This window comes from Bacillus sp. 22483 (genome assembly GCF_052044605.1).
In the GTDB taxonomy this organism is placed as follows: Bacteria; Bacillota; Bacilli; order Bacillales; family Bacillaceae; genus Bacillus; species Bacillus altitudinis.
The window spans coordinates 23,208-44,851 of sequence record NZ_JBQENU010000007.1; the positions used below are offsets into that span (position 1 = coordinate 23,208).

Sequence of the window (21,644 nt, forward strand, 5' to 3'; positions counted from 1 at the left end):
AATGGAAAGAAGTTTATCGATGGAACTAGTACGGGTGACAGAAGCAGCTGCATTAAAATCTGCTCGTTGGATGGGTAGAGGTTTAAAAGACGAAGCGGATGATGCTGCAACAAGTGCCATGCGTGATGTATTTGATACGATTCCGATGAAGGGAACTGTGGTCATCGGCGAGGGAGAAATGGACGAAGCGCCAATGCTTTATATTGGGGAAAAGCTTGGAAACGGATATGGACCTCGCGTGGATGTCGCTGTTGATCCATTGGAAGGAACAAATATTGTGGCAAGCGGCGGCTGGAATGCTTTAGCTGTTATCGCTGTTGCAGATCATGGCAACTTGCTGAATGCACCTGATATGTACATGGATAAGATCGCAGTAGGTCCAGAAGCGGTAGGCTGCATCGACATTGAAGCGCCTGTCATTGACAATCTTCGTGCTGTTGCAAAAGCGAAAAACAAAGATATTGAAGATGTTGTTGCGACAATTTTAAACAGAGAGCGACATGAAAAGATCATTGCTGAGCTGAGAGAAGCTGGAGCAAGAATCAAGCTGATCGATGATGGTGACGTTGCAGGAGCCATTAATACAGCATTTGATCACACAGGTGTTGATATTCTATTTGGTTCAGGTGGAGCGCCTGAAGGTGTCCTTTCTGCTGTTGCGTTAAAAGCACTTGGTGGAGAAATCCACGGTAAGCTTCTTCCACAAAATGAAGAAGAGCTGAGACGCTGTGAGAAAATGGGACTGGATGTTGGAAAAGTCCTCAGAATGGAAGACCTCGTGAAAGGCGATGACGCCATTTTTGCAGCGACAGGTGTAACAGATGGCGAGTTATTAAAAGGTGTTCAATTTAAAGGCTCTGTTGGAACAACACATAGTGTTGTCATGCGTGCGAAATCAGGTACTGTTCGGTTCGTCGATGGCAGACACAGTTTAAAGAAAAAACCGAATCTTGTCATTCGTCCGTAATCTGAAAGCGGGTATTCTTTACCCGCTTTTCATATAGGTGTCAAATATATATCATTTTCTTTTTAAAGTTGAATATTCCCTGCAAATGAGGTAAAACTAAAGAGTGCTGCGAAATTTTCTGCGAATTTACTTCTTTTAAGCTTCAACAAGTTTAAATACTGCCGCATCATGACGATATACTCATTATCCTTCTCTATGTTGACAAAGCTCAATTTCACATTGTTCCTATCTTTACGATAAAACGAGTGGGAGCGTTACCATGAGAGCGAGGTCATTCCAACAAAAACGGAATTAAAAGCTAATCAAATACAATGGTCATGCATTTGTAACGAAATACATTGACTAGAAAAGTGTGGTGTCCATATTGAAAGATGTTTCGATTTCATCTTTGGAAAATATGAAATTAAAAGAGCTGTATGAGTTAGCAAAAAAGTACAAAATCTCTTATTACAGCAAACTAACAAAAAAAGAATTAATTTTTGCCATCTTAAAGGCGAATGCTGAGCAAGAGGATCTCTTATTTATGGAAGGGGTTCTAGAAATTATTCAGTCAGAGGGATTTGGTTTCTTAAGACCAATTAACTACTCCCCAAGTTCTGAAGACATTTATATTTCAGCTTCACAAATCAGACGCTTTGATTTAAGAAATGGTGATAAGGTGTCTGGAAAGGTACGACCTCCAAAAGAGAATGAACGCTACTATGGCCTCCTTCATGTCGAAGCGGTAAATGGGGACGACCCAGAATCAGCTAAGGAACGTGTTCACTTTCCTGCACTCACGCCGCTATTCCCTGATCGTCAAATGATTCTTGAAACACAGCCTAATCACCTGTCTACTAGAATTATGGATATGATGGCGCCAGTTGGGTTTGGGCAACGTGGTTTAATTGTTGCACCGCCTAAGGCTGGGAAAACCATTTTGCTCAAAGAAATTGCCAACAGCATCTCTGAAAATCATCCAGAGGCAGAACTGATTGTTCTTCTTATTGACGAACGTCCAGAGGAAGTAACAGATATCGAACGTTCTGTTGCAGGGGATGTTGTTAGTTCAACCTTTGACGAAGTACCGGAAAACCACATTAAAGTAGCAGAGCTTGTATTAGAGCGTGCGATGCGTCTAGTTGAACATAAAAAAGATGTCATCATCTTAATGGACAGCATCACAAGGCTTGCTCGTGCATACAACCTTGTCATCCCGCCAAGCGGCCGAACGCTTTCCGGCGGTATTGATCCAGCGGCTTTCCACCGTCCAAAACGCTTCTTTGGTGCTGCGCGTAACATCGAAGAAGGTGGGAGCTTGACCATTTTAGCTACTGCACTTGTTGATACGGGATCGCGTATGGACGATGTGATTTATGAAGAGTTTAAAGGAACAGGAAACATGGAGCTCCATTTAGATCGTTCTCTTGCAGAAAGAAGAATTTTCCCAGCCATCGACATTCGTCGTTCCGGTACAAGAAAAGAAGAACTGCTTGTGCCTAAAGAACATCTTGATCGTCTATGGGCGATGAGAAAATCAATGTCAGATACACCTGATTTCGCTGAGAAATTCATGCGCAAAATGAGAAAAACAAAGACAAACCAAGAATTTTTCGATATTTTAACGCAAGAGTGGAAACAAGCAAATATGTCTGCATCAAGAAGATAGCTTCCTGAAAAAATACATTTGCAATCATAGACTCACACTGTTATAATTTTATCATGTGCGTTTCAGAATTTATTCTGAGATATTAACTCTGTTTCCGAATTGGATTCAGGGCGGAAGGAGATGACAGTAGATGAAAACAGGAATTCATCCTAACTACAAAAAAGCTACAGTCAAATGCGCTTGTGGAAATGAGTTTGAAACTGGATCAGTAAAAGAAGAGGTACGCATCGAGATTTGCTCTGAGTGCCATCCTTTCTATACAGGCCGTCAAAAATTCGCTTCTGCTGATGGACGTGTTGACCGCTTTAACAAAAAATACGGTCTTAAGTAATAATAGATACAATAAACAGGCAGGAATCCGTTCTTGCCTGTTTTTTTACGTGGATTGATGGAACTTTAAAACGGGGGAGAAGACCTTATGTATGTGATGAAACAAAGCGGTTGGCTTGAAGTCATCTGCGGAAGTATGTTTTCTGGAAAGTCGGAAGAATTGATTCGGAGAGCCAAAAGAGCCACCTTTGCCAAACAAGAAGTAAAAATATTCAAACCAGCGATTGATAACCGGTATAGCACAAGCTCAGTTGTGTCACATAACGGTTCATCCGTCGATGGGATTGCAGTAACCTCACCAAAAGACATAATAACGCACATATCAGAACGAACCGATGTCATTGGCATTGATGAGGTGCAATTTTTTGATGAGACAATCATTGATATTGTCACTCAGTTGGCTGATAAAGGCTACCGAGTCATTGTTGCAGGCCTTGATCAAGACTTCAGAGGAGAGCCATTTGGTGTTGTTCCGCATTTAATGGCATGTGCAGAGCTTGTAACAAAACTTCAAGCAGTTTGTTCGGTATGCGGCTCCCCAGCGAGTAGAACACAACGCTTGATCGACGGTAAACCCGCATCCTATGATGATCCCATTATTTTAGTAGGTGCGCAGGAATCATACGAAGCACGATGCAGACATCACCATGAAGTACCAAAACTAGATGTTGGTACAACACTTGACAATTAAAAAAATAGCAAATGCCGCTGTGTTTCGTTTTTCGAGTTTTTGGCTGAACACCCATCATTTGTACTTAAATAAATTAAATAACGCTACGAAAAAATTATCTAATTTTCAACGCTTGCGTTTTGGTATAAGCAGGCATAAAATGACTAACTGTAGTGTAAAGCATTTAAACGAAAAGTTCGATTTCTTGTCATAATTTTTTGATTAAGGATTTTTCTCCTTGATCGTTCTTTGTATTAATAGTTCACTTTATTTATATTTTAGAAAGAGGGTAGTTTTTGATGAACAACGTGAAGAAAACAAAAGAAGGGTACCTCGAAACCACTTTGACAGGTAAAGATGTATTATCGATTCCAACGTTGAACAAAGGCGTTGCTTTCTCTGAAGAAGAAAGACAAGAGCTTGGACTAGAAGGCTTACTTCCTCCAACTGTTCTGACTTTAGAACAGCAAGCAGAGAGAGCATACAAGCAATTTCTAGCTCAGCCAGATCGTCTTCGTCAAAACGTATACTTAAGTGATTTGCAAAACCGTAACGAAGTATTGTTCTATAAGCTTCTAACGGACAAGCTTCGTGAAATGCTTCCTGTTGTTTACACACCAACTGTTGGTGAAGCGATTCAAGAATACAGCCATGAATACAGAAGACCTCATGGTGTCTACCTTTCAATCGACAACATTGACGGCATTGAGAAAGCATTTGAAAACTTACATGCAACAGCAGGCGACATCGACCTCATCGTAGCAACTGACTCTGAGAGTATTCTTGGAATTGGTGACTGGGGTGTTGGTGGTATCAACATCGCAATTGGTAAACTAGCTGTTTACACGGCTGCAGCAGGAATTGATCCAAGCCGCGTGATTCCAGTTGTATTAGATGTTGGAACTAACAATGAAAAATTATTAAATGATCCATTGTACATTGGGAACCATCACAAACGTGTACAAGGTGAAAAATACGAAGAGTTCATTGATGCGTATGTAAAAGCAGCACTTAAATTCTTCCCGAAAGCATTGCTTCACTGGGAAGACCTTGGAAACAAAAATGCGCGTAACATCATGAAAAAATACAACGACAACATCTTAACATTTAATGATGATATCCAAGGTACTGGTGCCATTACTTTAGCGGGTGTTCTTGCAGCTGTCAAGAAAACTGGTACTCAATTGAAAGATCACCGTGTGATGATTTTCGGAGCTGGATCAGCTGGAATCGGAATCGCCGATCAAATGCGTGACACAATGGTTCTTGAAGGTCTAAGTGAAGAAGAAGCAAACAATGCATTCTGGACGTTAGACTACAGAGGATTGCTAACAGATCAGTTTGAAGATGAAGTGCTTGATTTCCAAAAACCATACCTTCGTTCTTCTGATGAAGTAGAAGGCTGGGCTCGTGATGAAAAAGGACAAATCTCATTTGCTGAAGCTGTTCGCAAGGTGAAGCCAACCATTCTTATTGGTACATCAGGTCAAGGCGGCGCATTCACTGAAGAAATTATTAAAGAAATCGCAGCTCATACAGAGCGTCCAGTGATCATGCCGATGTCTAACCCAACTCCACTTGCTGAAGCAGTACCGGAAGATCTATTCAAATGGACAGACGGTCGTGCGCTTGTTGCAACTGGAAGCCCATTCGAAAATGTCGAGTATAACGGAATTGAACATGAAATCGGACAATCAAACAATGCGTTCGTTTTCCCTGGACTTGGTCTTGGTTCAATCGTAACGGAATCAAAAATTATCACAAAAGGCATGTTCGTTGCTTCTGCAAATGCGATCGCTGAAATGGTTGATCATGAAAAACCAGGCGCTGGACTGCTTCCAAGCATTGATAAATTGCAAGAAGTATCAATCAAGGTAGCTGTTGAAGTAGCAAAAGCAGCAATTAAAGATGGTGTCGCAAGAAGAACACCTGACAACATCGAACAAGCTGTGAAAGATGCTATGTGGATTCCTGAATATAAAAAAATTGTAAGAGCATAATAAAATGTGTAACGCGGCATTGTTTCGGGTAATGTAAGCAATGCCGCTATAAAATAAGAAACATGTAAAGGATTCAAGGAGGAATAGTAAGATGGACTTTTTAAATATTTTGATCCTCCTAGCACCGATTTTTTTCGTTATCGCGCTGGGTTGGTTCGCAGGGAACTTCGGCAGCTATGACGCTAAATCTGCAAAAGGTGTAAGTACACTTGTTACAAAGTATGCTTTGCCAGCGCACTTTATCGCCAGCATTCTGTCAACACCAAAAGATAAATTCTATAGTCAAATTCCATTTTTCGTTGCATTGATTCTCGGAATCGTAGGCTTTTATATCATTATCCTTTTAGTTACGAAATTTGCTTTTAAATATGATTTAACAGATTCATCTGTTTTCTCATTAAACTCAGCACAACCGACCTTTGCATTTATGGGGATTCCGGTCTTGGGCAGTTTATTTGGGGCTCAAGAAGTTGCAATTCCGATTGCTATTACCGGAATAGTTGTAAATGCATTGCTTGATCCAATTGCTATTATTGTGTCAACTGTCGGTGAAAAAACAAAAGGAAAAGCCAAAGACGGCGAAAGTTTCCTAAAAATGACGACGAAAGCGATTTTGCACGGTTTATCAGAGCCGCTTGCGCTTGCACCGTTAGCAAGTATCATTCTTGTTCTTTTAGGATTTAAACTTCCTGAAATCGGACATGAAATGCTAGAGGAAATTGGAAGTGTTACATCAGGGGTTGCGCTCTTTGCAGTCGGTGTCACAGTCGGTATCCGCAAAATTAAACTGAGCTTACCAGCTTTCAGTATCGCATTGCTCAAAGTAGCTGTCCAACCGTTGCTTATGTATTTTATCGCCATTCTTATGGGTCTTTCGGCGGATGAAATTACAAAAGCTGTATTGCTTGTTGCCTTCCCAGGTTCAGCTGTTGCGGCCATGATTGCCACTCGATTCGAGAAACAGGAAGCAGAAACAGCATCCGCATTTGTGATCAGTGCGATCATGTCACTCATTACATTACCGATCATTATTGCACTCACCGTATAATATAGTAGAAAGGCTGCCTTATAGGCAGCCTTTCTTAGCGAAATGAATGAAACAGAGGGAAGAGCACACGCTTTTTTTTCATTTCGGGGTGTGCCTTTTCCTTTTCTTCTTCTTTTGATGGTTTTGGTTTTGTCAATGTGGCTGTGAGGCGTTCTAATTTTGCAGTTAATTCTTCAATTTCTCTTCTGTGCTGGAGGAGCTGGTAGGAGACACCTTCATCTGCTTTCTTAGCGAGTTTCCGTTCCATTTCTTGAAAACGCGCTTCAATATGACTGACGTGTGATTGCTCTTGAAGGAGCTGTTTCACTTGTTCTTCTAAGGCTTCTATCCGTTTTGATGAGTCAGAAGTTTCTACAGCAGGTGATAATTGCTGGGCGGTTTCTTCATGGATCGGCAGTCTAATGTCATGGAGAATCACACCTTCGTTCATTTGGTGTTTGACCTCTTTGAGCAGCTGGACAATATCATCGTGAAATTCGTAATGTCCAAGTTCATTCCGGGCGACAGGGATGTTGAGCTGTTTGACCCAGCGCTGAATTGTTTTTGAAGATACACCAATTTCCTTTGCAACCTCATTTGTATTCAAACCAAATGCCCTCCCTTTTTTCAATTATAAGTACCATTCTCTTTCGGGAGCATCCGTTCCTTCACGTTAGACAAAACAAGTAACCAATCGCCAAAGATCGTGTTTTCTAGTGAAAAATTGCAGAAAATCAATTGTTTTGGAAATTTTTTTGACTGTCATACCCCGCTATACTATAATTAGACTGTTACGCACAAAACAGAGGTGAAGACCATGTTAGACCGTTTAAAATCAATTGAAGAACGCTATGAAAAGCTAAATGAATATTTAAGTGACCCTGAAGTGGTGAACGACCCTAAGAAGCTTCGCGAATACTCGAAGGAACAATCTGATATTCAAGAAACTGTTGAGGTATATAGACAATATCGTGCGGCATACGATCAGCTAAGTGATGCGAAAGCCATGCTTGAGGATAAGCTGGATGCCGACATGCGCGACATGGTCAAAGAAGAAATTTCAGAGCTCACAGATGAAACAGAACGTTTAGAAGACGAGCTGAAAATCTTGCTCATCCCGAAAGATCCAAATGACGATAAGAACGTTATTGTGGAGGTTCGTGGTGCAGCGGGCGGAGAAGAGGCTGCGCTGTTTGCAGGAAACCTGTACCGTATGTACAGCCGTTATGCTGAAATGCAAGGCTGGAAAACGGAAGTCATGGAAGCGAGTGTCACTGGAACTGGCGGTTATAAGGAGATCATCTTTATGATTAGCGGTAAAGGTGCATATTCTAAACTAAAGTTTGAAAACGGTGCACACCGCGTGCAGCGTGTTCCTGAAACTGAGTCAGGCGGCCGTATTCATACATCAACTGCGACAGTTGCTGTATTACCTGAGGCTGAGGAAGTTGAAATTGATATCCACGAAAAAGATATTCGTGTGGATACATTCGCATCAAGCGGACCAGGGGGACAAAGTGTTAATACCACAATGTCTGCTGTTCGTTTGACTCACCTTCCAACAGGTGTAGTGGTTTCCTGTCAGGATGAGAAATCACAAATCAAAAACAAAGAAAAAGCGATGAAAGTTTTGCGTGCGAGAATTTATGATAAATTCCAGCGTGAAGCACAAGCTGAATATGACCAAACCCGTAAATCTGCTGTTGGAACAGGGGATCGTTCAGAGCGTATCCGTACGTACAATTTCCCGCAAAACCGCGTGACGGACCACCGTATCGGATTGACGATTCAAAAGCTTGATCAAATTTTAGAAGGAAAACTTGACGAGGTCATTGATGCATTAATTATGGAAGACCAAGCAAGAAAACTTCAAAATGCAAAATAAAGAGCGAACGATCTTTGAAGCCCTTAAATGGGCTTCTTCTTTGTTAAAGGAAGCGGGCAGAGACCAAAACGCAGCAGAGTTAATGTTGATGCATGTGCTTGGATGGAGCAGAAGTGAACTTCTTGCCCGTTTTCATGATCCACTGCCAGAGGAGCAAGATTCACAATTCCGCGAGTTCGTCGCGCAGCACAAGCGTGGAGTGCCTGTGCAGCATTTAACGGGTGTTGAATTTTTTTATGGGCGTCCTTTTGAGGTAAACAAACACGTTCTGATTCCTCGTCCTGAAACGGAGGAAGTGGTGCTGGCGGCATTGAACATGATGAATCGTGTGTTTCCTGATGATCAGGCGCTCAAAGCTGTTGATGTAGGAACAGGTAGCGGTGCAATTGCGATTACGTTAGCTCTTGAAAAAGAATCTCTCACTGTGACAGCGACGGATATTTCACATGAAGCACTTGAAGTAGCAAAGCGAAATCAAGAAGCGCTTGGTGCAGACGTTCATTTTGTCCAAGGGGATTTACTTGAACCGATTATGGCTCAAGGTATCAAAGTCGATGTGTTTATTTCCAATCCGCCTTATATTGCGGCAGAAGAAATGGATGGTTTATCAGAGGTTGTCACAAAGCATGAACCTGTCAATGCGCTGACAGATGGGCGTGATGGCCTGTGGTTTTATGAGCGTATCGCCTGTGATCTCCACAAGGTACTTCATCAGCAAGCAGTGGTTGTCTTTGAAATAGGACATACACAAGCACAAGATGTAAAAGCGCTTCTTTTGCAGGCGTTCCCTTCAGCTGATGTTCATATCATTAAGGATATCAACGGAAAGGATCGAGCAGTTTGCGCACACATTCAAAACGGAAGTCCGGCTGAATAAAGTCGGACTATTTTATTATGTAAAGATGAAACTTATGGTAAAAGGGAAACGTATATATAGAAGAATGAACATTCTGATCATGATTTTTTACATAAATTTGTTTTGAAGGAGCGAATGGTGTGAACAGAAGGTATGCGATGGTGTTGGTCATCGTCAGTGTACTATTGATTGTGAGTGCTTGCGGTAAACCGAGCTTTAAAAAAGAAGCAGCAGCATTTGGGGAAAACTATAAAAAAGCACAATACACAGTGAATCGGACGGATGACCTATCTGACATGAAGGAGAAGTTGAAGGATTATTTAACCGAGCATGAATATCAAGAATATACACAAGACAGCATGTTTCCAAGTGTATTAGAAGCAGCAAAAGATCAAGATTGTCAAATTAAACTGAAAAAAATTACGTTTACACCTTCAGATGAAAGCGATGACAGGATTGAATTTGACTATGAAATGATCATTCAATTTATTGACCATAAAGGAAAGGTCAAAAAGGAAATTGAGAAAAAAGGCGCAATGACAGTGATCAAAACAGATGCGGGATTAAAAATCAGCCGAGATTGGGATGGGAGACTGTACCCTTCCGATTACCAATCCTCACTAAAAAGCCGTTCATAAGTTGTTGAATGGCTTTTTTGCATGCAGAAAAAACATTGATTCGCTCACCTCATGTAGTTGCTTTTTACTCATAATCTATTAAAAAAATCATTTTTGCTGTTTACGAGATGCGTTTCCTGGACACAATGTTTGTAGCGAAGAGAAAAAGTGGGGGGAACACATCATGTTCAAAAGTAAAATGATGATTTGTCTTTATATGTTTCTATTATTATGTGGTGCTTTTGCAAACCTTGGAAAAGAGGAGACGGCGGCTGCTTCTGCCAATCAGCCTGTTGTGATTCCAGATGAAGCCATTCGTTTACGCATTTTAGCCAACAGTGACCGGTCGGCAGATCAAGATGTGAAACGAAGTATTCGAGATGAGGTCAATGCCAATATAACGGAGTGGGTGAAAGACCTCACATCCATTGAAGAAGCCAGACGTGTGATTCGTTCAAAGCTTCCAGACATCAATCGTATCGCCAAAGCAAAATTAAAGGAACAACACATTGATCAATCCGTATCGGTCAGCTTTCAAAAAGCCTCATTTCCAACAAAGCTATATGGCAACTTTGTTTATCCTGCTGGGAAATATGAAGCCATTTTGATTACGTTAGGGGAAGGAGACGGAGCCAATTGGTGGTGTGTGTTATTCCCGCCTCTCTGCTTTATCGATTTTTCAAACGGAGAAGCGATCGCCTCACCAGAAGGAGATGATAAAGAGCAGGTAGCCGCAGAGCCATCAAATGAATCTGTCAATGAAGTGGTAAAAGAAGAAGAGACGGGTGAAGTGAAATTCTTTCTGTTCGAATGGGTCTCTAGTCTTTTCTCTTAAAAAAGGTCTAAATCTGTTTTTGCCTCATAGAGTTGAAGTAAGAGAACAAAAAGAGGTGAAAGCATGTATTATCAATTAAGAATAGCGACAGAAGAAGATGCCCCGGCTATTAATGCTTTTCTTGAAAAAGGCCAAGCAAAAGGCGGGGTGACGATTGCAGAGCGTACGTCATTTGTGGTCATGGAAGATGCAGACGGTGAGCTTGCAGGCTGTTTAGGTCTTGAACGACTAAATGAACAAGAAGGATTGCTAAGATCACTTGTGATATCAGATAAACTCGGCCAGGGGCATATCGTTTCTTTGTTCCAAAGTGTTCAAACGCTAGGGGAAAAGCAAGGTGTGGACACCTTTTATGTTGTAGCCAATCACTCCTCTTCACATGATTTTTTAGCGCTGATGGGCTTTACGCCTATAGAGGAAATCCCAGAAAGTGTGTGGGTATCTGCGCATGCAAAAGAGTCGTTGGGAAAAGAGCAGGCGGTTGTGCTGCAAAAAACAGCTAGTTAATCACAAAACACCGGACTTATTCACATACTTATCCACTGTAAAACAAGCGTTATCCACAAATCGTGGACAACGCTTGTTTTATTTAGCATCATCTTTTATACTTTCAAAAGGATAATTGAGATATATCAACAGTTTTATCTTTTTTAAAAGGAGTTTGTATGATGTTAAATACAAAAAGATGGTCTGTGGATTTAAAAAAGGATTTATCCACATACTATCCACAAATTGAACAAGCAGCTCTGTTGTTGCGGCAGAATGAAGTGGTCGCTTTTCCGACAGAAACGGTGTATGGACTAGGGGCAAATGCAAAAGAGACAGAGGCTGTGAAGAAAATTTATGAAGCGAAAGGACGCCCAAGTGATAATCCGTTGATTGTTCACATTGCGGACGTTCAACAGCTTCATGAATTTGCGCAAATAGAAAATGAAAAAGTAACAGCGCTGATGGATGCCTTTTGGCCAGGCGCTCTCACCATTGTTCTACCTTGTAAGCCGGGCACATTATCAAAGCAGGTGACGGCAGGTTTAACGACAGTAGGCGTAAGAATGCCTGATCATCCTGTTGCGCTTGAACTGATCCGAGCAGCTGGTCTACCAATTGCCGCACCTAGTGCCAACCGTTCGGGAAAACCGTCGCCGACACTTGCGGATCATGTCGCGAGTGATCTTGATGGGAAAATTGCTGGCATTGTCGATGGTGGTTCAACAGGTATTGGCGTGGAGTCAACGGTTGTATCCTGTATAGACGAGATTCCAGTGATCTTAAGGCCGGGCGGTATTACAAAAGAAGCGTTAGAAGAGGTCGTAGGAACGGTCAACATGGATCCAGGGCTGACGAAAAAGGATGAGGCACCAGTATCGCCGGGAATGAAATACACACATTATGCACCTGAAGCACAAATGTATATATTTCATGGAAGTGATGAAGACATGCAGCTGCACATTCAGAAGTACCGAGCTGAAGGGCTAAAAGTAGGTGTGCTGACAACAGAAGAAAAGAAGGAATGGTTTGCGGCAGATGTTATCTTTAGCTGTGGATGGAGAGAAAAGCCTGAAACGGTTGCGGCAAACTTATATCGTGTGCTGAGACAATTTGATGAAACGGATGTAGACTTGATCATTTCAGAAGCCTTCTCAGAGCAGGGAGTTGGTTCTGCGATCATGAACCGTCTGCAAAAAGCGGCAGGAGGGCGCACTCTCTCTTCATTCAAATAGTTCTAACCTCTCTTGGACAAACATAGGTTAAAGGAGAATGCGTGTCCAAGGGGGATTTACATGAATGAACTAGCTGGCGAATTGCTGACACTCAGTATCATGGCTTTTGCACTTGGAATGGATGCCTTTTCGGTTGGACTCGGCATGGGGATGATTCAGCTGAGATTCCGCCAGATCCTTTATATTGGACTTGTCATTGGGATATTTCATATGTTTATGCCGCTTTTTGGCATGCTAACAGGTCAGCTTTTATCTGGCTGGCTTGGGCTCCTAGCAACCTATATAGGCGGGGCGCTGCTTTTGGTGCTGGGTCTGCAAATGATCATCGCTTCTATCCGAAAAGAAGATAAGCCATTTATCGCACCTGTTGGGGCCGGTCTCGTTCTTTTTGCAACAAGTGTGAGTTTAGATAGTTTTTCCGTTGGCTTAAGCCTGGGGATTTACGGTTCTCGGGTGTTGATGACCATTTTATTGTTTGGCTTCTTTAGTATGATGCTCACGTGGCTTGGATTATTACTCGGTAAACAGGTTCGGTCATGGGTAGGTTCATACAGCGGGGCGCTTGGCGGATTGATTTTACTAGCCTTTGGAATCAAATTATTATTTCCGCTCTAGCCAGTCTCCTTACATAACATGTAGAATGAAATGCTATATAATAGAAGAAAAGGAGGTCGAAAGATGAATATCTTATTTGTTTGTACGGGAAATACTTGCAGAAGTCCGATGGCTCAAGCCCTTTTTTCCTCCATTGCAGATGAAAAAGGCTTACAGGTCACTGTAAAATCAGCGGGCATCTTCGCCTCTGATGCAGGGAAGGCTTCTCCTCAAGCAGTCGAAGCATTATTTGAGAAAAGCATTCCACTGAATCACTCGTCGTCTAAACTAACAGAAGAACTTCTTCATGAAGCAGATTATGTCTTCACCATGACGATTCAGCATAAGCAGTTGATTGTGGAGCAATATGCTCATGTGAAAGACAAGGTCTTCACTCTAAAAGAATTTGCGACAGGATCAGAAGGTGACGTGTCGGATCCATTTGGAGGGAGTCTCTCCATTTATCAGGAGACACGAGATGAACTAGAAACGCTATTGTATCAACTTGCTAAAAAGCTTAAACAGGATCACAAATCCTCATAAATGGACAACCTGTAAAACCGTTGCGCAAACGGTTTTTCTGCTTTTGTTTGCAAATGACTAGGTAGAGGTTAAAATATAACTGTAAATAAAGAATGAATGTAAGACATGACAGATTAACTCACCCTTAGGAGGAATTGCCCGATGAAAGTAGCCATTGCATCCGATCACGGCGGAACGAATATTCGTGAAGAAATCAAACAACTAATGGATGAATTAAAGATTGAATACATTGATATGGGTTGTGAATGTGGATCAGGTTCTGTAGACTACCCTGACTATGCTTTTCCTGTAGCCAATATGGTGGCAAACGGGGAAGTCGATCGCGGCATTTTGATTTGCGGGACAGGTATTGGTATGAGTATTTCAGCAAACAAAGTGAAAGGCATCCGCTGTGCACTGGCGCATGATACATTCAGTGCAAAGGCGACGAGAGAACATAACGATACAAATGTTCTTGCGATGGGAGAACGAGTCATTGGACCAGGATTGGCAAGAGAGATTGCTCACATTTGGCTGACAACAGAATTTACTGCAGGACGTCATGCTGTGCGGATTGGTAAAATCGCTGATTACGAAGAAAAGCACCTGTAAGGAGCGCTTAACATGAACATTGGTCAAGATTGGCTTGAAATGTTAAAAGAGTTTCATCAAACAGTTGAACTGCGAGCCGGCCACATTTTAGTGATTGGCTGCAGTACATCAGAAGTGGCTGGCGAGCACATTGGGACAGCGGGAAGTGAGCAAATTGCTGAAGCTATTTATCAAGAGCTCGATCAACTGAGACGCGAGACAGGAATCGAATTGGCCTTCCAATGCTGCGAGCATTTGAATCGTGCCCTCGTTGTGGAAGAAGAGGTGGCGTACCGGCTTAACTTAGAAATTGTAGCGGCAGTACCTGTCCGTAAGGCGGGTGGTTCTATGGCGGCGCATGCGTATCAGCAAATGGAACACCCTGTGCTGGTTGAATCCATTTCAGCGCATGCAGGGATTGATATCGGTGATACATTAATCGGCATGCACTTAAAGCGGGTAGCCGTACCGGTCCGTCTCAGTCGTCATCAATTAGGACAAGCACATGTGACGTTTGCAAAAACTCGTCCAAAGCTGATTGGCGGAGAACGAGCCGTTTATACAAGATCATAGTTCGGATATATTTCTAATATAATGTTGAATGATGAAGACGCTCCACCCCTTGAATATTCGGGTTTTCATAAAAAAGAAGTCGATTTTCCAAAAAAAACTTTTACATTTTACTCAAAAACCGTGTACAATGAGATGGTGAAAACATCGAATGGAAATAGATTGGAGAGGATTTCGCTGATGAAACATTTACCTGAGCAAGACGCACAAGTATTCAAAGCAATTCAACTAGAGCGGAAACGCCAGCAGGACAAAATCGAATTAATTGCATCAGAAAACTTCGTAAGCGAAGCAGTCATGGAAGCACAGGGCTCTGTCTTAACAAACAAATATGCAGAAGGTTACCCTGGTAAACGCTACTATGGCGGCTGTGAACATGTAGACGTTGTAGAAGATATCGCACGTGACCGCGCAAAAGAAATTTTTGGCGCTGAGTATGTGAACGTACAGCCTCACTCAGGAGCTCAAGCGAATATGGCCGTATACTTTACAATCCTTGAGCATGGCGATACAGTGCTAGGCATGAACTTATCACATGGCGGGCATTTAACACATGGAAGCCCTGTAAACTTTAGCGGCGTACAGTACAACTTTGTAGAATACGGTGTAGATAAAGAAACACAACATATCGACTACCAAGATGTACTTGAAAAAGCACGTGAGCATAAGCCGAAACTAATCGTAGCGGGGGCAAGTGCTTACCCACGTCAAATTGATTTCAAAAAGTTCCGTGAAATTGCCGATGAAGTCGGTGCTTACTTTATGGTGGACATGGCTCACATCGCGGGTCTTGTTGCAGCAGGTCTTCATCCAAATCCAGTTCCTTACGCTGATTTTGTGACAACGACAACTCACAAAACATTGCGCGGACCTCGCGGCGGAATGATTCTATGCCGTGAAGAGTTTGGTAAAAAGATCGACAAATCGATCTTCCCTGGTATTCAAGGTGGACCACTCATGCATGTGATCTCTGCAAAAGCTGTTTCTTTCGGTGAAGTATTGAACGGAGATTTCAAAACATATGCACAAAACGTGATTGATAACGCAAAACAACTAGCTGAAACACTTTTATCTGAGGATATTCAGCTTGTATCTGGTGGAACAGATAACCATCTTGTTCTCATCGACTTGCGCTCTCTTGGCATTACAGGAAAAATTGCAGAAAACGTTCTTGATGAAATTGGTATCACGGTGAACAAAAATGCAATTCCATATGATCCAGAGAAACCATTTGTTACAAGTGGTGTACGTGTAGGTACAGCAGCAGTGACAAGCCGTGGCTTCGATCAAGAAGCGATGAAAGAAGTCGGTTCCATTATTGCGCTTGCTCTGAAACATCATGAAGATGAAGCGAAATTAGAAGAGGCGAAAAAGCGTGTATCTGATCTGACAGCTCGTTTCCCTCTATATCAAGAATTAGATTATTAAGATGCAGACCCATTTGCCTATTTTTGGCATGTGGGTTTTTTTTGTAGGATTTGCGAATCATATTGAAAGATGATGTCTTTTTATGTAGAATTGTAGGAAGTGTGCAAAGTTCACCGGAAGATGACAGAAAAGGAGTTGTAGCAAGCAATGGCAAAGGTTTATGTATTTGATCACCCGCTTATTCAGCACAAACTTACATATATTCGTGACGTTCATACAGGAACAAAAGAATTTAGAGAGCTAGTGGATGAAGTCGCAACATTAATGGCATTTGAAATCACAAGAGACTTACCGCTTGAAGAGGTAGATGTAGAAACACCTGTACAAGTCGCTAAATCAAACGTGATCTCAGGTAAAAAACTCGGAGTTGTGCCGATTTTAAGAGCAGGTCTTGGAATGGTAGACGGGATTTTGAAACTCATTCCAGCTGCCAAAGTGGGACATGTCGGTTTATACCGTGATCCGAAGACATTAAAGCCTGTTGAATATTATGTGAAGCTTCCATCTGATGTGGAAGAGCGTGAATTTATCGTAGTAGACCCAATGCTTGCAACGGGCGGATCAGCTGTAGAAGCATTAAACAGCTTGAAAAAACGCGGTGCGAAAAACATCCGCTTCATGTGTCTGATTGCTGCGCCAGAAGGTGTAGAAGAAATGCAAAAACATCATCCAGATGTTGATATCTACATTGCGGCATTAGATGAGAAGTTAAACGAAAAAGGTTACATCATCCCAGGTCTTGGTGATGCTGGTGACCGTATGTATGGAACAAAATAAGAAAGATTCATGAAAAGCCCACATGCAAACGTGCATGTGGGCTTTTTTGAAAAATATGACAAACGGTTGATATCGTTCTTAGAAAAATCAATGTATACTGAACATTAGCAGTTTTTTTGAATGAATGTCACAACTCTCCTAAAGTTTGATGAAATTGTGAACATTTTGTGTGCTCTCTCATTATAGAAAAGTTTTTTAACTTTCAACGGATTGACACATCATAGACGCTATTGTATGCTAAACGAGGGTATTATGGTAAGGTTTTCATAGCCTATAGCACTCTACTAATCCTCATTGTGAACCCTTTAATAATCAGGGTTTGTATCAGCGAATGAAGCAGAATCCCATAGATCTAAAGATTTCAAGTCTGATTGCACAATTAGACCGATGGGTGATTGATTTTTTTCAAATAGGACGGCTTATCATAAGCGTCTTCTACGCAGTTTTCATCACCATTTATCACCTTTTTTACAATATTTTTCATCGGGAGTCAGATGAATGAACGATCCAAACGTCATTTTCCGCAGACAGAGTAAATATATGTTCTATTTATTGGCAATTTTTGTGTTTGGCTATGCCATGCCTGGTTTTAAACCACTGTTTCTTGGTTTCATTATCGGCACAATTTTTGCTTTCTTTAATTTATTCCTGCTTATTCGGAGAATGCATGCTTTTGATCGAGCAGTTAAAAAAGGAAAATCTATTCGTTCAATGGGAAGTACAGCCAGGTGGGCCAACGCAATTCTCGCAGTAGCGATTGCTTGGCGTTACCCTAACGAAGTTCATCTGGCAGGTGTTGTTATAGGATTAATGACAATATATCCTGTCATTATGATAGATTCCTTCATTCAACTTAAACGTTCTACTATGGAAGAGAGGTGAATACTCTTTGGGTCACAGTTCAAAAACTACAGAATTTTTAGGGTTAACGTTCAACTTATCCAATGTTCTCATGATTACGATTGCTAGTATCATCGTTCTTCTCATAGCGGTGCTGACTACTCGTGTTCTGGCTATTCGTCCGACAAAGGCGCAGAACTTCATGGAATGGATTGTTGATTTTGTTCGAAATATCATAGGTAGTTCGATGGACATGAAAACAGGAGCCCCATTTCTAGCGCTTGGCGTTACATTACTCATGTACATATTTGTTTCAAACATGCTTGGACTGCCATTCTCGATTACGGTCGATCACAACTTATGGTGGAAATCACCAACTGCTGATCCTGCAATCACAATGACACTAGCGGTTATGGTCATGGGATTGACACACTACTATGGTGTTAAAGCAAAAGGAGTCAAGGAATATACAAAAGACTACTTTAGACCAATCCCACTTTTAGTACCGCTGAAAATTATTGAAGAATTTGCAAACACATTAACACTTGGTTTGCGTCTTTATGGAAATATTTTCGCTGGAGAGATTCTTCTTGGTTTACTTGCAGGACTTGCGACTAATTTCTATTCGCAAAACCTTGCATTAGGTATCATTGGTACATTAGGTGCCATCGTGCCGATGATTGTATGGCAGGCATTCAGTTTGTTTGTCGGAACCATCCAGGCATTTATCTTCACCATGCTGACAATGGTGTATATCTCCCATAAAGTCAGCGACGAACACTAAAAAATTGAGAGTCCAAAAAGGACGTTATTTTAAAGGAGGAGCTTTTTAATGAATTTAATAGCAGCAGCAATTGCAATCGGTTTAGGAGCACTAGGAGCAGGTATTGGTAACGGTCTAATCGTATCTAAAACAGTTGAAGGAATCGCTCGTCAGCCAGAAGCTGGTAGAGAACTAAGAACTCTTATGTTCATCGGGGTAGCTTTAGTTGAGGCACTTCCAATTATCGCTGTCGTTATCGCATTCTTGGCATTCTTTGGTTAATATGTGAGAAGCGTTCTAATATGAATTTTAATGGCGAAGATCAGATTAGTTCGAAACTTCGCCATTCCTTTATGTTTTGTTTCTTAACATATTATTTAAAGAAGGGAGTTGCCGTACTAAATGTCTCAGTTACCAGTAGTTTTAGGAGCAGGTCTAAACACCGGAGATATCATATTCCAGCTGATCGCTATGCTCATCCTGCTTGCACTTTTAAAGAAATTTGCGCTTAAGCCTTTATTAGGGATTATGAAACAGCGTGAAGATTATATAGGAAATGAAATTTCAAGTGCTGAAGAAAAACACGTTCAAGCTGAAAAGCTTCTTGAAGAACAACGTGTCTTATTGAAAGAAGCACGCGAAGAATCACATACACTCATCGAAAATGCGAAAAAGATTGGTGAGAAACAAAAAGAAGACATCATTCAAGCAGCACGTCAAGAATCAGAGCGTTTGAAAGAGTCTGCTAGAACTGAAATCGTGAAAGAAAAAGAACAAGCTGTGGCTGCACTGCGCGAGCAAGTTGCATCACTTTCTGTATTAATTGCTTCTAAAGTGATTGAAAAAGAACTTGATGAGCAAGCACAAGAGAAATTGATCCAAGAGTATCTTAAAGAGGCAGGCGAAAGCCGATGAGCGTGACTATTGTCTCTAAGCGTTACGCTTCTGCTCTTTTTGACATCGTTCTTGCTTCTTCGGCAGTAGACGAAACTGAAAAAGAGCTGAATGAGATCAAAAAAGTTCTCAAGGCTGACCAAGAATTAAATGACTTTCTTGTTCATCCGAAGATTACGGCAGACAAAAAGAAACATCTGATTGCAGAAGCTTTCAAAGGTGTTTCGACATATGTTTTGCACACAATGTATTTACTGATTGACCGTGGACGCACGAATATTTTTCCTGAAATGGCGTCTGAGTTTGTGAAACTTGCAAACCGTACGAAACAAATAGACGATGCGATCGTGTATTCAGTGAAACCGCTCAGCGGAGCTGAAATTCAATCTTTATCTGAAGTATTTGCCAAAAAAGCCGGAGTCACATCACTGCGTGTAGAAAACGTGATTGACAAGGATCTAATAGGCGGAGTGAAAATCCGTATCGGAAACCGCATTTATGACGGCAGTGTCAGCGGAAAGCTTTCCCGCATTGAACGTCAGCTTGCAGGCGAAAATCGTTAGAAGGGGTGAAACCTTAGTGAGTATCAAAGCTGAAGAGATTAGCGCGCTGATAAAGCAGCAAATCCAAAACTATCAATCTGAAATTGAAGTAAAAGATGTCGGTACAGTCATTCAAGTAGGGGACGGTATCGCGCGTGTACATGGCCTTGACAACATTATGGCAGGAGAGCTTGTTGAGTTCTCTAACGGTGTAATGGGTATGGCTCAAAACCTTGAGGAGTCTAACGTAGGTATCGTAATCTTAGGACCTTACAAAGATATCCGTGAAGGTGACGACGTAAAACGTACAGGTCGTATCATGGAGGTTCCAGTAGGAGAAGAGTTAATCGGACGTATTGTGAACCCACTTGGTCAGCCTGTTGATGGACTAGGTCCAATTTTAACAAGCAAAACACGTCCAATCGAAAGTGAAGCACCAGGCGTTATGGATCGTAAATCGGTACATGAGCCGCTTCAAACGGGAATTAAAGCAATTGATGCCTTGATTCCAATCGGACGCGGACAGCGTGAATTGATCATTGGGGACCGTCAAACAGGTAAAACATCTGTTGCAATCGATACGATCCTTAACCAAAAAGATCAAGACATGATCTGTATCTATGTAGCGATCGGACAAAAAGAATCAACTGTTCGTGGTGTTGTTGAAACACTTCGTAAGCATGGTGCGCTTGACTACACAATCGTTGTCACAGCTTCTGCATCACAGCCAGCTCCACTTCTTTACCTTGCTCCTTATGCAGGTGTAACGATGGGTGAGGAATTCATGTATAACGGCAAGCATGTGCTTGTTGTGTATGATGACCTTTCTAAACAAGCGGCAGCTTACCGTGAGCTTTCATTATTGCTTCGTCGTCCTCCAGGTCGTGAAGCATTCCCTGGTGATGTTTTCTATCTTCACTCTCGTTTATTAGAGCGTGCAGCGAAGCTTAGTGATGAAAAGGGTGGCGGTTCTATCACAGCATTGCCTTTCGTAGAAACGCAAGCTGGTGATATCTCTGCATATATCCCAACAAACGTTATCTCAATCACAGATGGACAGATCTTCTTACAATCTGATCTCTTCTTCTCAGGCGTACGTCCAGCGGTAAACGCAGGATTGTCTGTATCTCGTGTAGGTGGTTCTGCACAAATCAAAGCGATGAAAAAGGTAGCAGGTACACTTCGTCTGGATCTTGCTTCTTATCGTGAGCTTGAAGCATTCGCTCAGTTTGGATCTGATCTAGACCAAGCGACTCAAGCTAAATTAAACCGTGGTGCTAGAACAGTTGAAGTCTTAAAACAAGACTTGAACAAACCGCTGAAAGTTGAAAAACAAGTAGCGATTCTTTATGCACTGACAAGAGGATACTTAGATGATGTAGCGATTGCTGATGTCAAACGCTTTGAAGCTGAGTTATTCATGTACATTGAAGAAAACCATAAAGACTTGTTTGACACAATCTCTCAAACAGGAAACATGCCTGCTGATGAAGAGTGGAAAGCAGCGATCGAAGGCTTTAAACGTACGTTTGCACCAAGCAACTAATTAGTAATCTTTCCGAGAGAA

Annotated in this window: 25 protein-coding genes; 24 read left to right on the forward strand and 1 reads right to left on the reverse strand. The window is 41.7% G+C overall.

Translation table 11 applies throughout. The annotated features are described in order from the left end of the window. The first annotated feature begins 1 nt into the window (after position 1). The 6 genes from glpX (at position 2) to ACTJJQ_RS11820 (ending at position 6,663) form a co-directional block, all read left to right on the forward strand. Positions 2-967, forward strand: coding sequence for a class II fructose-bisphosphatase (glpX, locus tag ACTJJQ_RS11795; protein WP_024718763.1), 966 nt, complete (start codon positions 2-4; stop codon positions 965-967). Between the two features lie 364 nt (positions 968-1,331). Beyond that, complete coding sequence (gene rho, locus ACTJJQ_RS11800) at positions 1,332-2,615, forward strand: transcription termination factor Rho (protein WP_007497667.1); 1,284 nt, start codon at positions 1,332-1,334, stop codon at positions 2,613-2,615. A gap of 130 nt (positions 2,616-2,745) precedes the next feature. Continuing rightward, positions 2,746-2,946: a 50S ribosomal protein L31 gene (gene rpmE / locus ACTJJQ_RS11805; RefSeq protein ID WP_003215407.1), complete on the forward strand. Its 201-nt coding sequence runs from the start codon at positions 2,746-2,748 to the stop codon at positions 2,944-2,946. Positions 2,947-3,033: 87 nt separating this feature from the next. Then, positions 3,034-3,636, forward strand: coding sequence for a thymidine kinase (locus ACTJJQ_RS11810; RefSeq protein ID WP_007497666.1), 603 nt, complete (start codon positions 3,034-3,036; stop codon positions 3,634-3,636). A gap of 278 nt (positions 3,637-3,914) precedes the next feature. Beyond that, entirely contained in the window at positions 3,915-5,615 is a 1,701-nt protein-coding gene (gene malS, locus ACTJJQ_RS11815; protein ID WP_024718762.1) for an oxaloacetate-decarboxylating malate dehydrogenase, read from the forward strand. 91 nt (positions 5,616-5,706) lie between these two features. Next, positions 5,707-6,663 carry an AEC family transporter gene (locus ACTJJQ_RS11820; protein WP_007497662.1) on the forward strand — a complete coding sequence of 319 codons (957 nt, stop codon included), beginning with the start codon at positions 5,707-5,709 and terminating at the stop codon, positions 6,661-6,663. A 34-nt stretch (positions 6,664-6,697) separates the two neighbouring features. On the opposite strand, the gene racA is transcribed toward ACTJJQ_RS11820, so the two are convergent. Further along, positions 6,698-7,249 (reverse strand): chromosome-anchoring protein RacA, encoded by a 552-nt coding sequence (racA, locus tag ACTJJQ_RS11825; protein ID WP_017360049.1) that lies wholly within the window; start codon positions 7,247-7,249, stop codon positions 6,698-6,700. 210 nt (positions 7,250-7,459) lie between these two features. On the opposite strand from racA, the gene prfA reads away from it, so the two are divergent. The 18 genes from prfA to atpA all read left to right on the forward strand — a co-directional run bounded on the left by prfA (position 7,460) and on the right by atpA (position 21,623). Next, positions 7,460-8,527: a peptide chain release factor 1 gene (gene prfA, locus ACTJJQ_RS11830; protein ID WP_017360048.1), complete on the forward strand. Its 1,068-nt coding sequence runs from the start codon at positions 7,460-7,462 to the stop codon at positions 8,525-8,527. Further along, entirely contained in the window at positions 8,517-9,404 is an 888-nt protein-coding gene (prmC, locus tag ACTJJQ_RS11835; protein WP_440600221.1) for a peptide chain release factor N(5)-glutamine methyltransferase, read from the forward strand. The genes prfA and prmC overlap by 11 nt, the downstream gene beginning before the upstream one ends. A 137-nt stretch (positions 9,405-9,541) precedes the next feature. Next, complete coding sequence (locus ACTJJQ_RS11840) at positions 9,542-10,021, forward strand: hypothetical protein (protein ID WP_048001105.1); 480 nt, start codon at positions 9,542-9,544, stop codon at positions 10,019-10,021. 163 nt (positions 10,022-10,184) lie between these two features. Next, the gene (spoIIR, locus tag ACTJJQ_RS11845; protein ID WP_007497652.1) at positions 10,185-10,835 is read left to right on the forward strand and encodes a stage II sporulation protein R; all 651 of its coding nucleotides are present in this window, start codon (positions 10,185-10,187) and stop codon (positions 10,833-10,835) included. A 63-nt stretch (positions 10,836-10,898) separates the two neighbouring features. Then, on the forward strand, positions 10,899-11,342 hold the full coding sequence (locus tag ACTJJQ_RS11850) for a GNAT family N-acetyltransferase (protein ID WP_007497650.1): 444 nt from the start codon (positions 10,899-10,901) through the stop codon (positions 11,340-11,342). A gap of 161 nt (positions 11,343-11,503) precedes the next feature. Continuing rightward, positions 11,504-12,556: an L-threonylcarbamoyladenylate synthase gene (locus tag ACTJJQ_RS11855; protein WP_081105462.1), complete on the forward strand. Its 1,053-nt coding sequence runs from the start codon at positions 11,504-11,506 to the stop codon at positions 12,554-12,556. A gap of 60 nt (positions 12,557-12,616) precedes the next feature. Beyond that, positions 12,617-13,171 carry a manganese efflux pump MntP gene (locus tag ACTJJQ_RS11860; protein ID WP_025208133.1) on the forward strand — a complete coding sequence of 185 codons (555 nt, stop codon included), beginning with the start codon at positions 12,617-12,619 and terminating at the stop codon, positions 13,169-13,171. 63 nt (positions 13,172-13,234) lie between these two features. Then, positions 13,235-13,693: a low molecular weight protein arginine phosphatase gene (locus tag ACTJJQ_RS11865; protein WP_017360042.1), complete on the forward strand. Its 459-nt coding sequence runs from the start codon at positions 13,235-13,237 to the stop codon at positions 13,691-13,693. Between the two features lie 141 nt (positions 13,694-13,834). Beyond that, on the forward strand, positions 13,835-14,284 hold the full coding sequence (rpiB, locus tag ACTJJQ_RS11870) for a ribose 5-phosphate isomerase B (RefSeq protein ID WP_003214714.1): 450 nt from the start codon (positions 13,835-13,837) through the stop codon (positions 14,282-14,284). Positions 14,285-14,296: 12 nt separating this feature from the next. Next, positions 14,297-14,836 carry a TIGR01440 family protein gene (locus ACTJJQ_RS11875; protein ID WP_135009591.1) on the forward strand — a complete coding sequence of 180 codons (540 nt, stop codon included), beginning with the start codon at positions 14,297-14,299 and terminating at the stop codon, positions 14,834-14,836. A gap of 177 nt (positions 14,837-15,013) precedes the next feature. Next, positions 15,014-16,261, forward strand: a complete 1,248-nt coding sequence (glyA, locus tag ACTJJQ_RS11880) for a serine hydroxymethyltransferase (RefSeq protein WP_024718755.1) — start codon at positions 15,014-15,016, stop codon at positions 16,259-16,261. A 147-nt stretch (positions 16,262-16,408) separates the two neighbouring features. Continuing rightward, the gene (gene upp / locus ACTJJQ_RS11885) at positions 16,409-17,038 is read left to right on the forward strand and encodes a uracil phosphoribosyltransferase (RefSeq protein ID WP_003214553.1); all 630 of its coding nucleotides are present in this window, start codon (positions 16,409-16,411) and stop codon (positions 17,036-17,038) included. Between the two features lie 498 nt (positions 17,039-17,536). After that, positions 17,537-17,920, forward strand: coding sequence for an ATP synthase subunit I (locus ACTJJQ_RS11890; protein WP_007497639.1), 384 nt, complete (start codon positions 17,537-17,539; stop codon positions 17,918-17,920). 7 nt (positions 17,921-17,927) lie between these two features. After that, entirely contained in the window at positions 17,928-18,662 is a 735-nt protein-coding gene (atpB, locus tag ACTJJQ_RS11895; protein ID WP_007497637.1) for a F0F1 ATP synthase subunit A, read from the forward strand. A 48-nt stretch (positions 18,663-18,710) separates the two neighbouring features. Next, entirely contained in the window at positions 18,711-18,923 is a 213-nt protein-coding gene (atpE, locus tag ACTJJQ_RS11900) for a F0F1 ATP synthase subunit C (protein ID WP_003214968.1), read from the forward strand. Between the two features lie 120 nt (positions 18,924-19,043). After that, positions 19,044-19,556 (forward strand): F0F1 ATP synthase subunit B, encoded by a 513-nt coding sequence (gene atpF, locus ACTJJQ_RS11905; protein WP_007497634.1) that lies wholly within the window; start codon positions 19,044-19,046, stop codon positions 19,554-19,556. After that, positions 19,553-20,098 carry a F0F1 ATP synthase subunit delta gene (locus ACTJJQ_RS11910; protein ID WP_007497632.1) on the forward strand — a complete coding sequence of 182 codons (546 nt, stop codon included), beginning with the start codon at positions 19,553-19,555 and terminating at the stop codon, positions 20,096-20,098. Before atpF ends, ACTJJQ_RS11910 begins: the two co-directional genes overlap by 4 nt. 16 nt (positions 20,099-20,114) lie before the next feature. Then, positions 20,115-21,623, forward strand: a complete 1,509-nt coding sequence (gene atpA, locus ACTJJQ_RS11915; protein ID WP_008343398.1) for a F0F1 ATP synthase subunit alpha — start codon at positions 20,115-20,117, stop codon at positions 21,621-21,623. Positions 21,624-21,644: the final 21 nt, after the last annotated feature.

Coding starts and splice junctions, on each gene's coding strand:
- ACTJJQ_RS11860 (WP_025208133.1), top strand. CDS start 12,617: ATGAATGAACTAGCTGGCGAATTGCTGACACTCAGTATCATGGCTTTT.
- glyA (WP_024718755.1), top strand. CDS start 15,014: ATGAAACATTTACCTGAGCAAGACGCACAAGTATTCAAAGCAATTCAA.
- ACTJJQ_RS11875 (WP_135009591.1), top strand. CDS start 14,297: ATGAACATTGGTCAAGATTGGCTTGAAATGTTAAAAGAGTTTCATCAA.
- atpF (WP_007497634.1), top strand. CDS start 19,044: ATGTCTCAGTTACCAGTAGTTTTAGGAGCAGGTCTAAACACCGGAGAT.
- rpmE (WP_003215407.1), top strand. CDS start 2,746: ATGAAAACAGGAATTCATCCTAACTACAAAAAAGCTACAGTCAAATGC.
- rpiB (WP_003214714.1), top strand. CDS start 13,835: ATGAAAGTAGCCATTGCATCCGATCACGGCGGAACGAATATTCGTGAA.
- ACTJJQ_RS11890 (WP_007497639.1), top strand. CDS start 17,537: ATGAACGATCCAAACGTCATTTTCCGCAGACAGAGTAAATATATGTTC.
- ACTJJQ_RS11850 (WP_007497650.1), top strand. CDS start 10,899: ATGTATTATCAATTAAGAATAGCGACAGAAGAAGATGCCCCGGCTATT.
- prfA (WP_017360048.1), top strand. CDS start 7,460: ATGTTAGACCGTTTAAAATCAATTGAAGAACGCTATGAAAAGCTAAAT.
- ACTJJQ_RS11840 (WP_048001105.1), top strand. CDS start 9,542: ATGGTGTTGGTCATCGTCAGTGTACTATTGATTGTGAGTGCTTGCGGT.
- upp (WP_003214553.1), top strand. CDS start 16,409: ATGGCAAAGGTTTATGTATTTGATCACCCGCTTATTCAGCACAAACTT.
- ACTJJQ_RS11820 (WP_007497662.1), top strand. CDS start 5,707: ATGGACTTTTTAAATATTTTGATCCTCCTAGCACCGATTTTTTTCGTT.
- atpE (WP_003214968.1), top strand. CDS start 18,711: ATGAATTTAATAGCAGCAGCAATTGCAATCGGTTTAGGAGCACTAGGA.
- ACTJJQ_RS11865 (WP_017360042.1), top strand. CDS start 13,235: ATGAATATCTTATTTGTTTGTACGGGAAATACTTGCAGAAGTCCGATG.
- ACTJJQ_RS11910 (WP_007497632.1), top strand. CDS start 19,553: ATGAGCGTGACTATTGTCTCTAAGCGTTACGCTTCTGCTCTTTTTGAC.
- spoIIR (WP_007497652.1), top strand. CDS start 10,185: ATGTTCAAAAGTAAAATGATGATTTGTCTTTATATGTTTCTATTATTA.
- ACTJJQ_RS11855 (WP_081105462.1), top strand. CDS start 11,504: ATGTTAAATACAAAAAGATGGTCTGTGGATTTAAAAAAGGATTTATCC.
- ACTJJQ_RS11810 (WP_007497666.1), top strand. CDS start 3,034: ATGTATGTGATGAAACAAAGCGGTTGGCTTGAAGTCATCTGCGGAAGT.
- glpX (WP_024718763.1), top strand. CDS start 2: ATGGAAAGAAGTTTATCGATGGAACTAGTACGGGTGACAGAAGCAGCT.
- malS (WP_024718762.1), top strand. CDS start 3,915: ATGAACAACGTGAAGAAAACAAAAGAAGGGTACCTCGAAACCACTTTG.
- prmC (WP_440600221.1), top strand. CDS start 8,517: ATGCAAAATAAAGAGCGAACGATCTTTGAAGCCCTTAAATGGGCTTCT.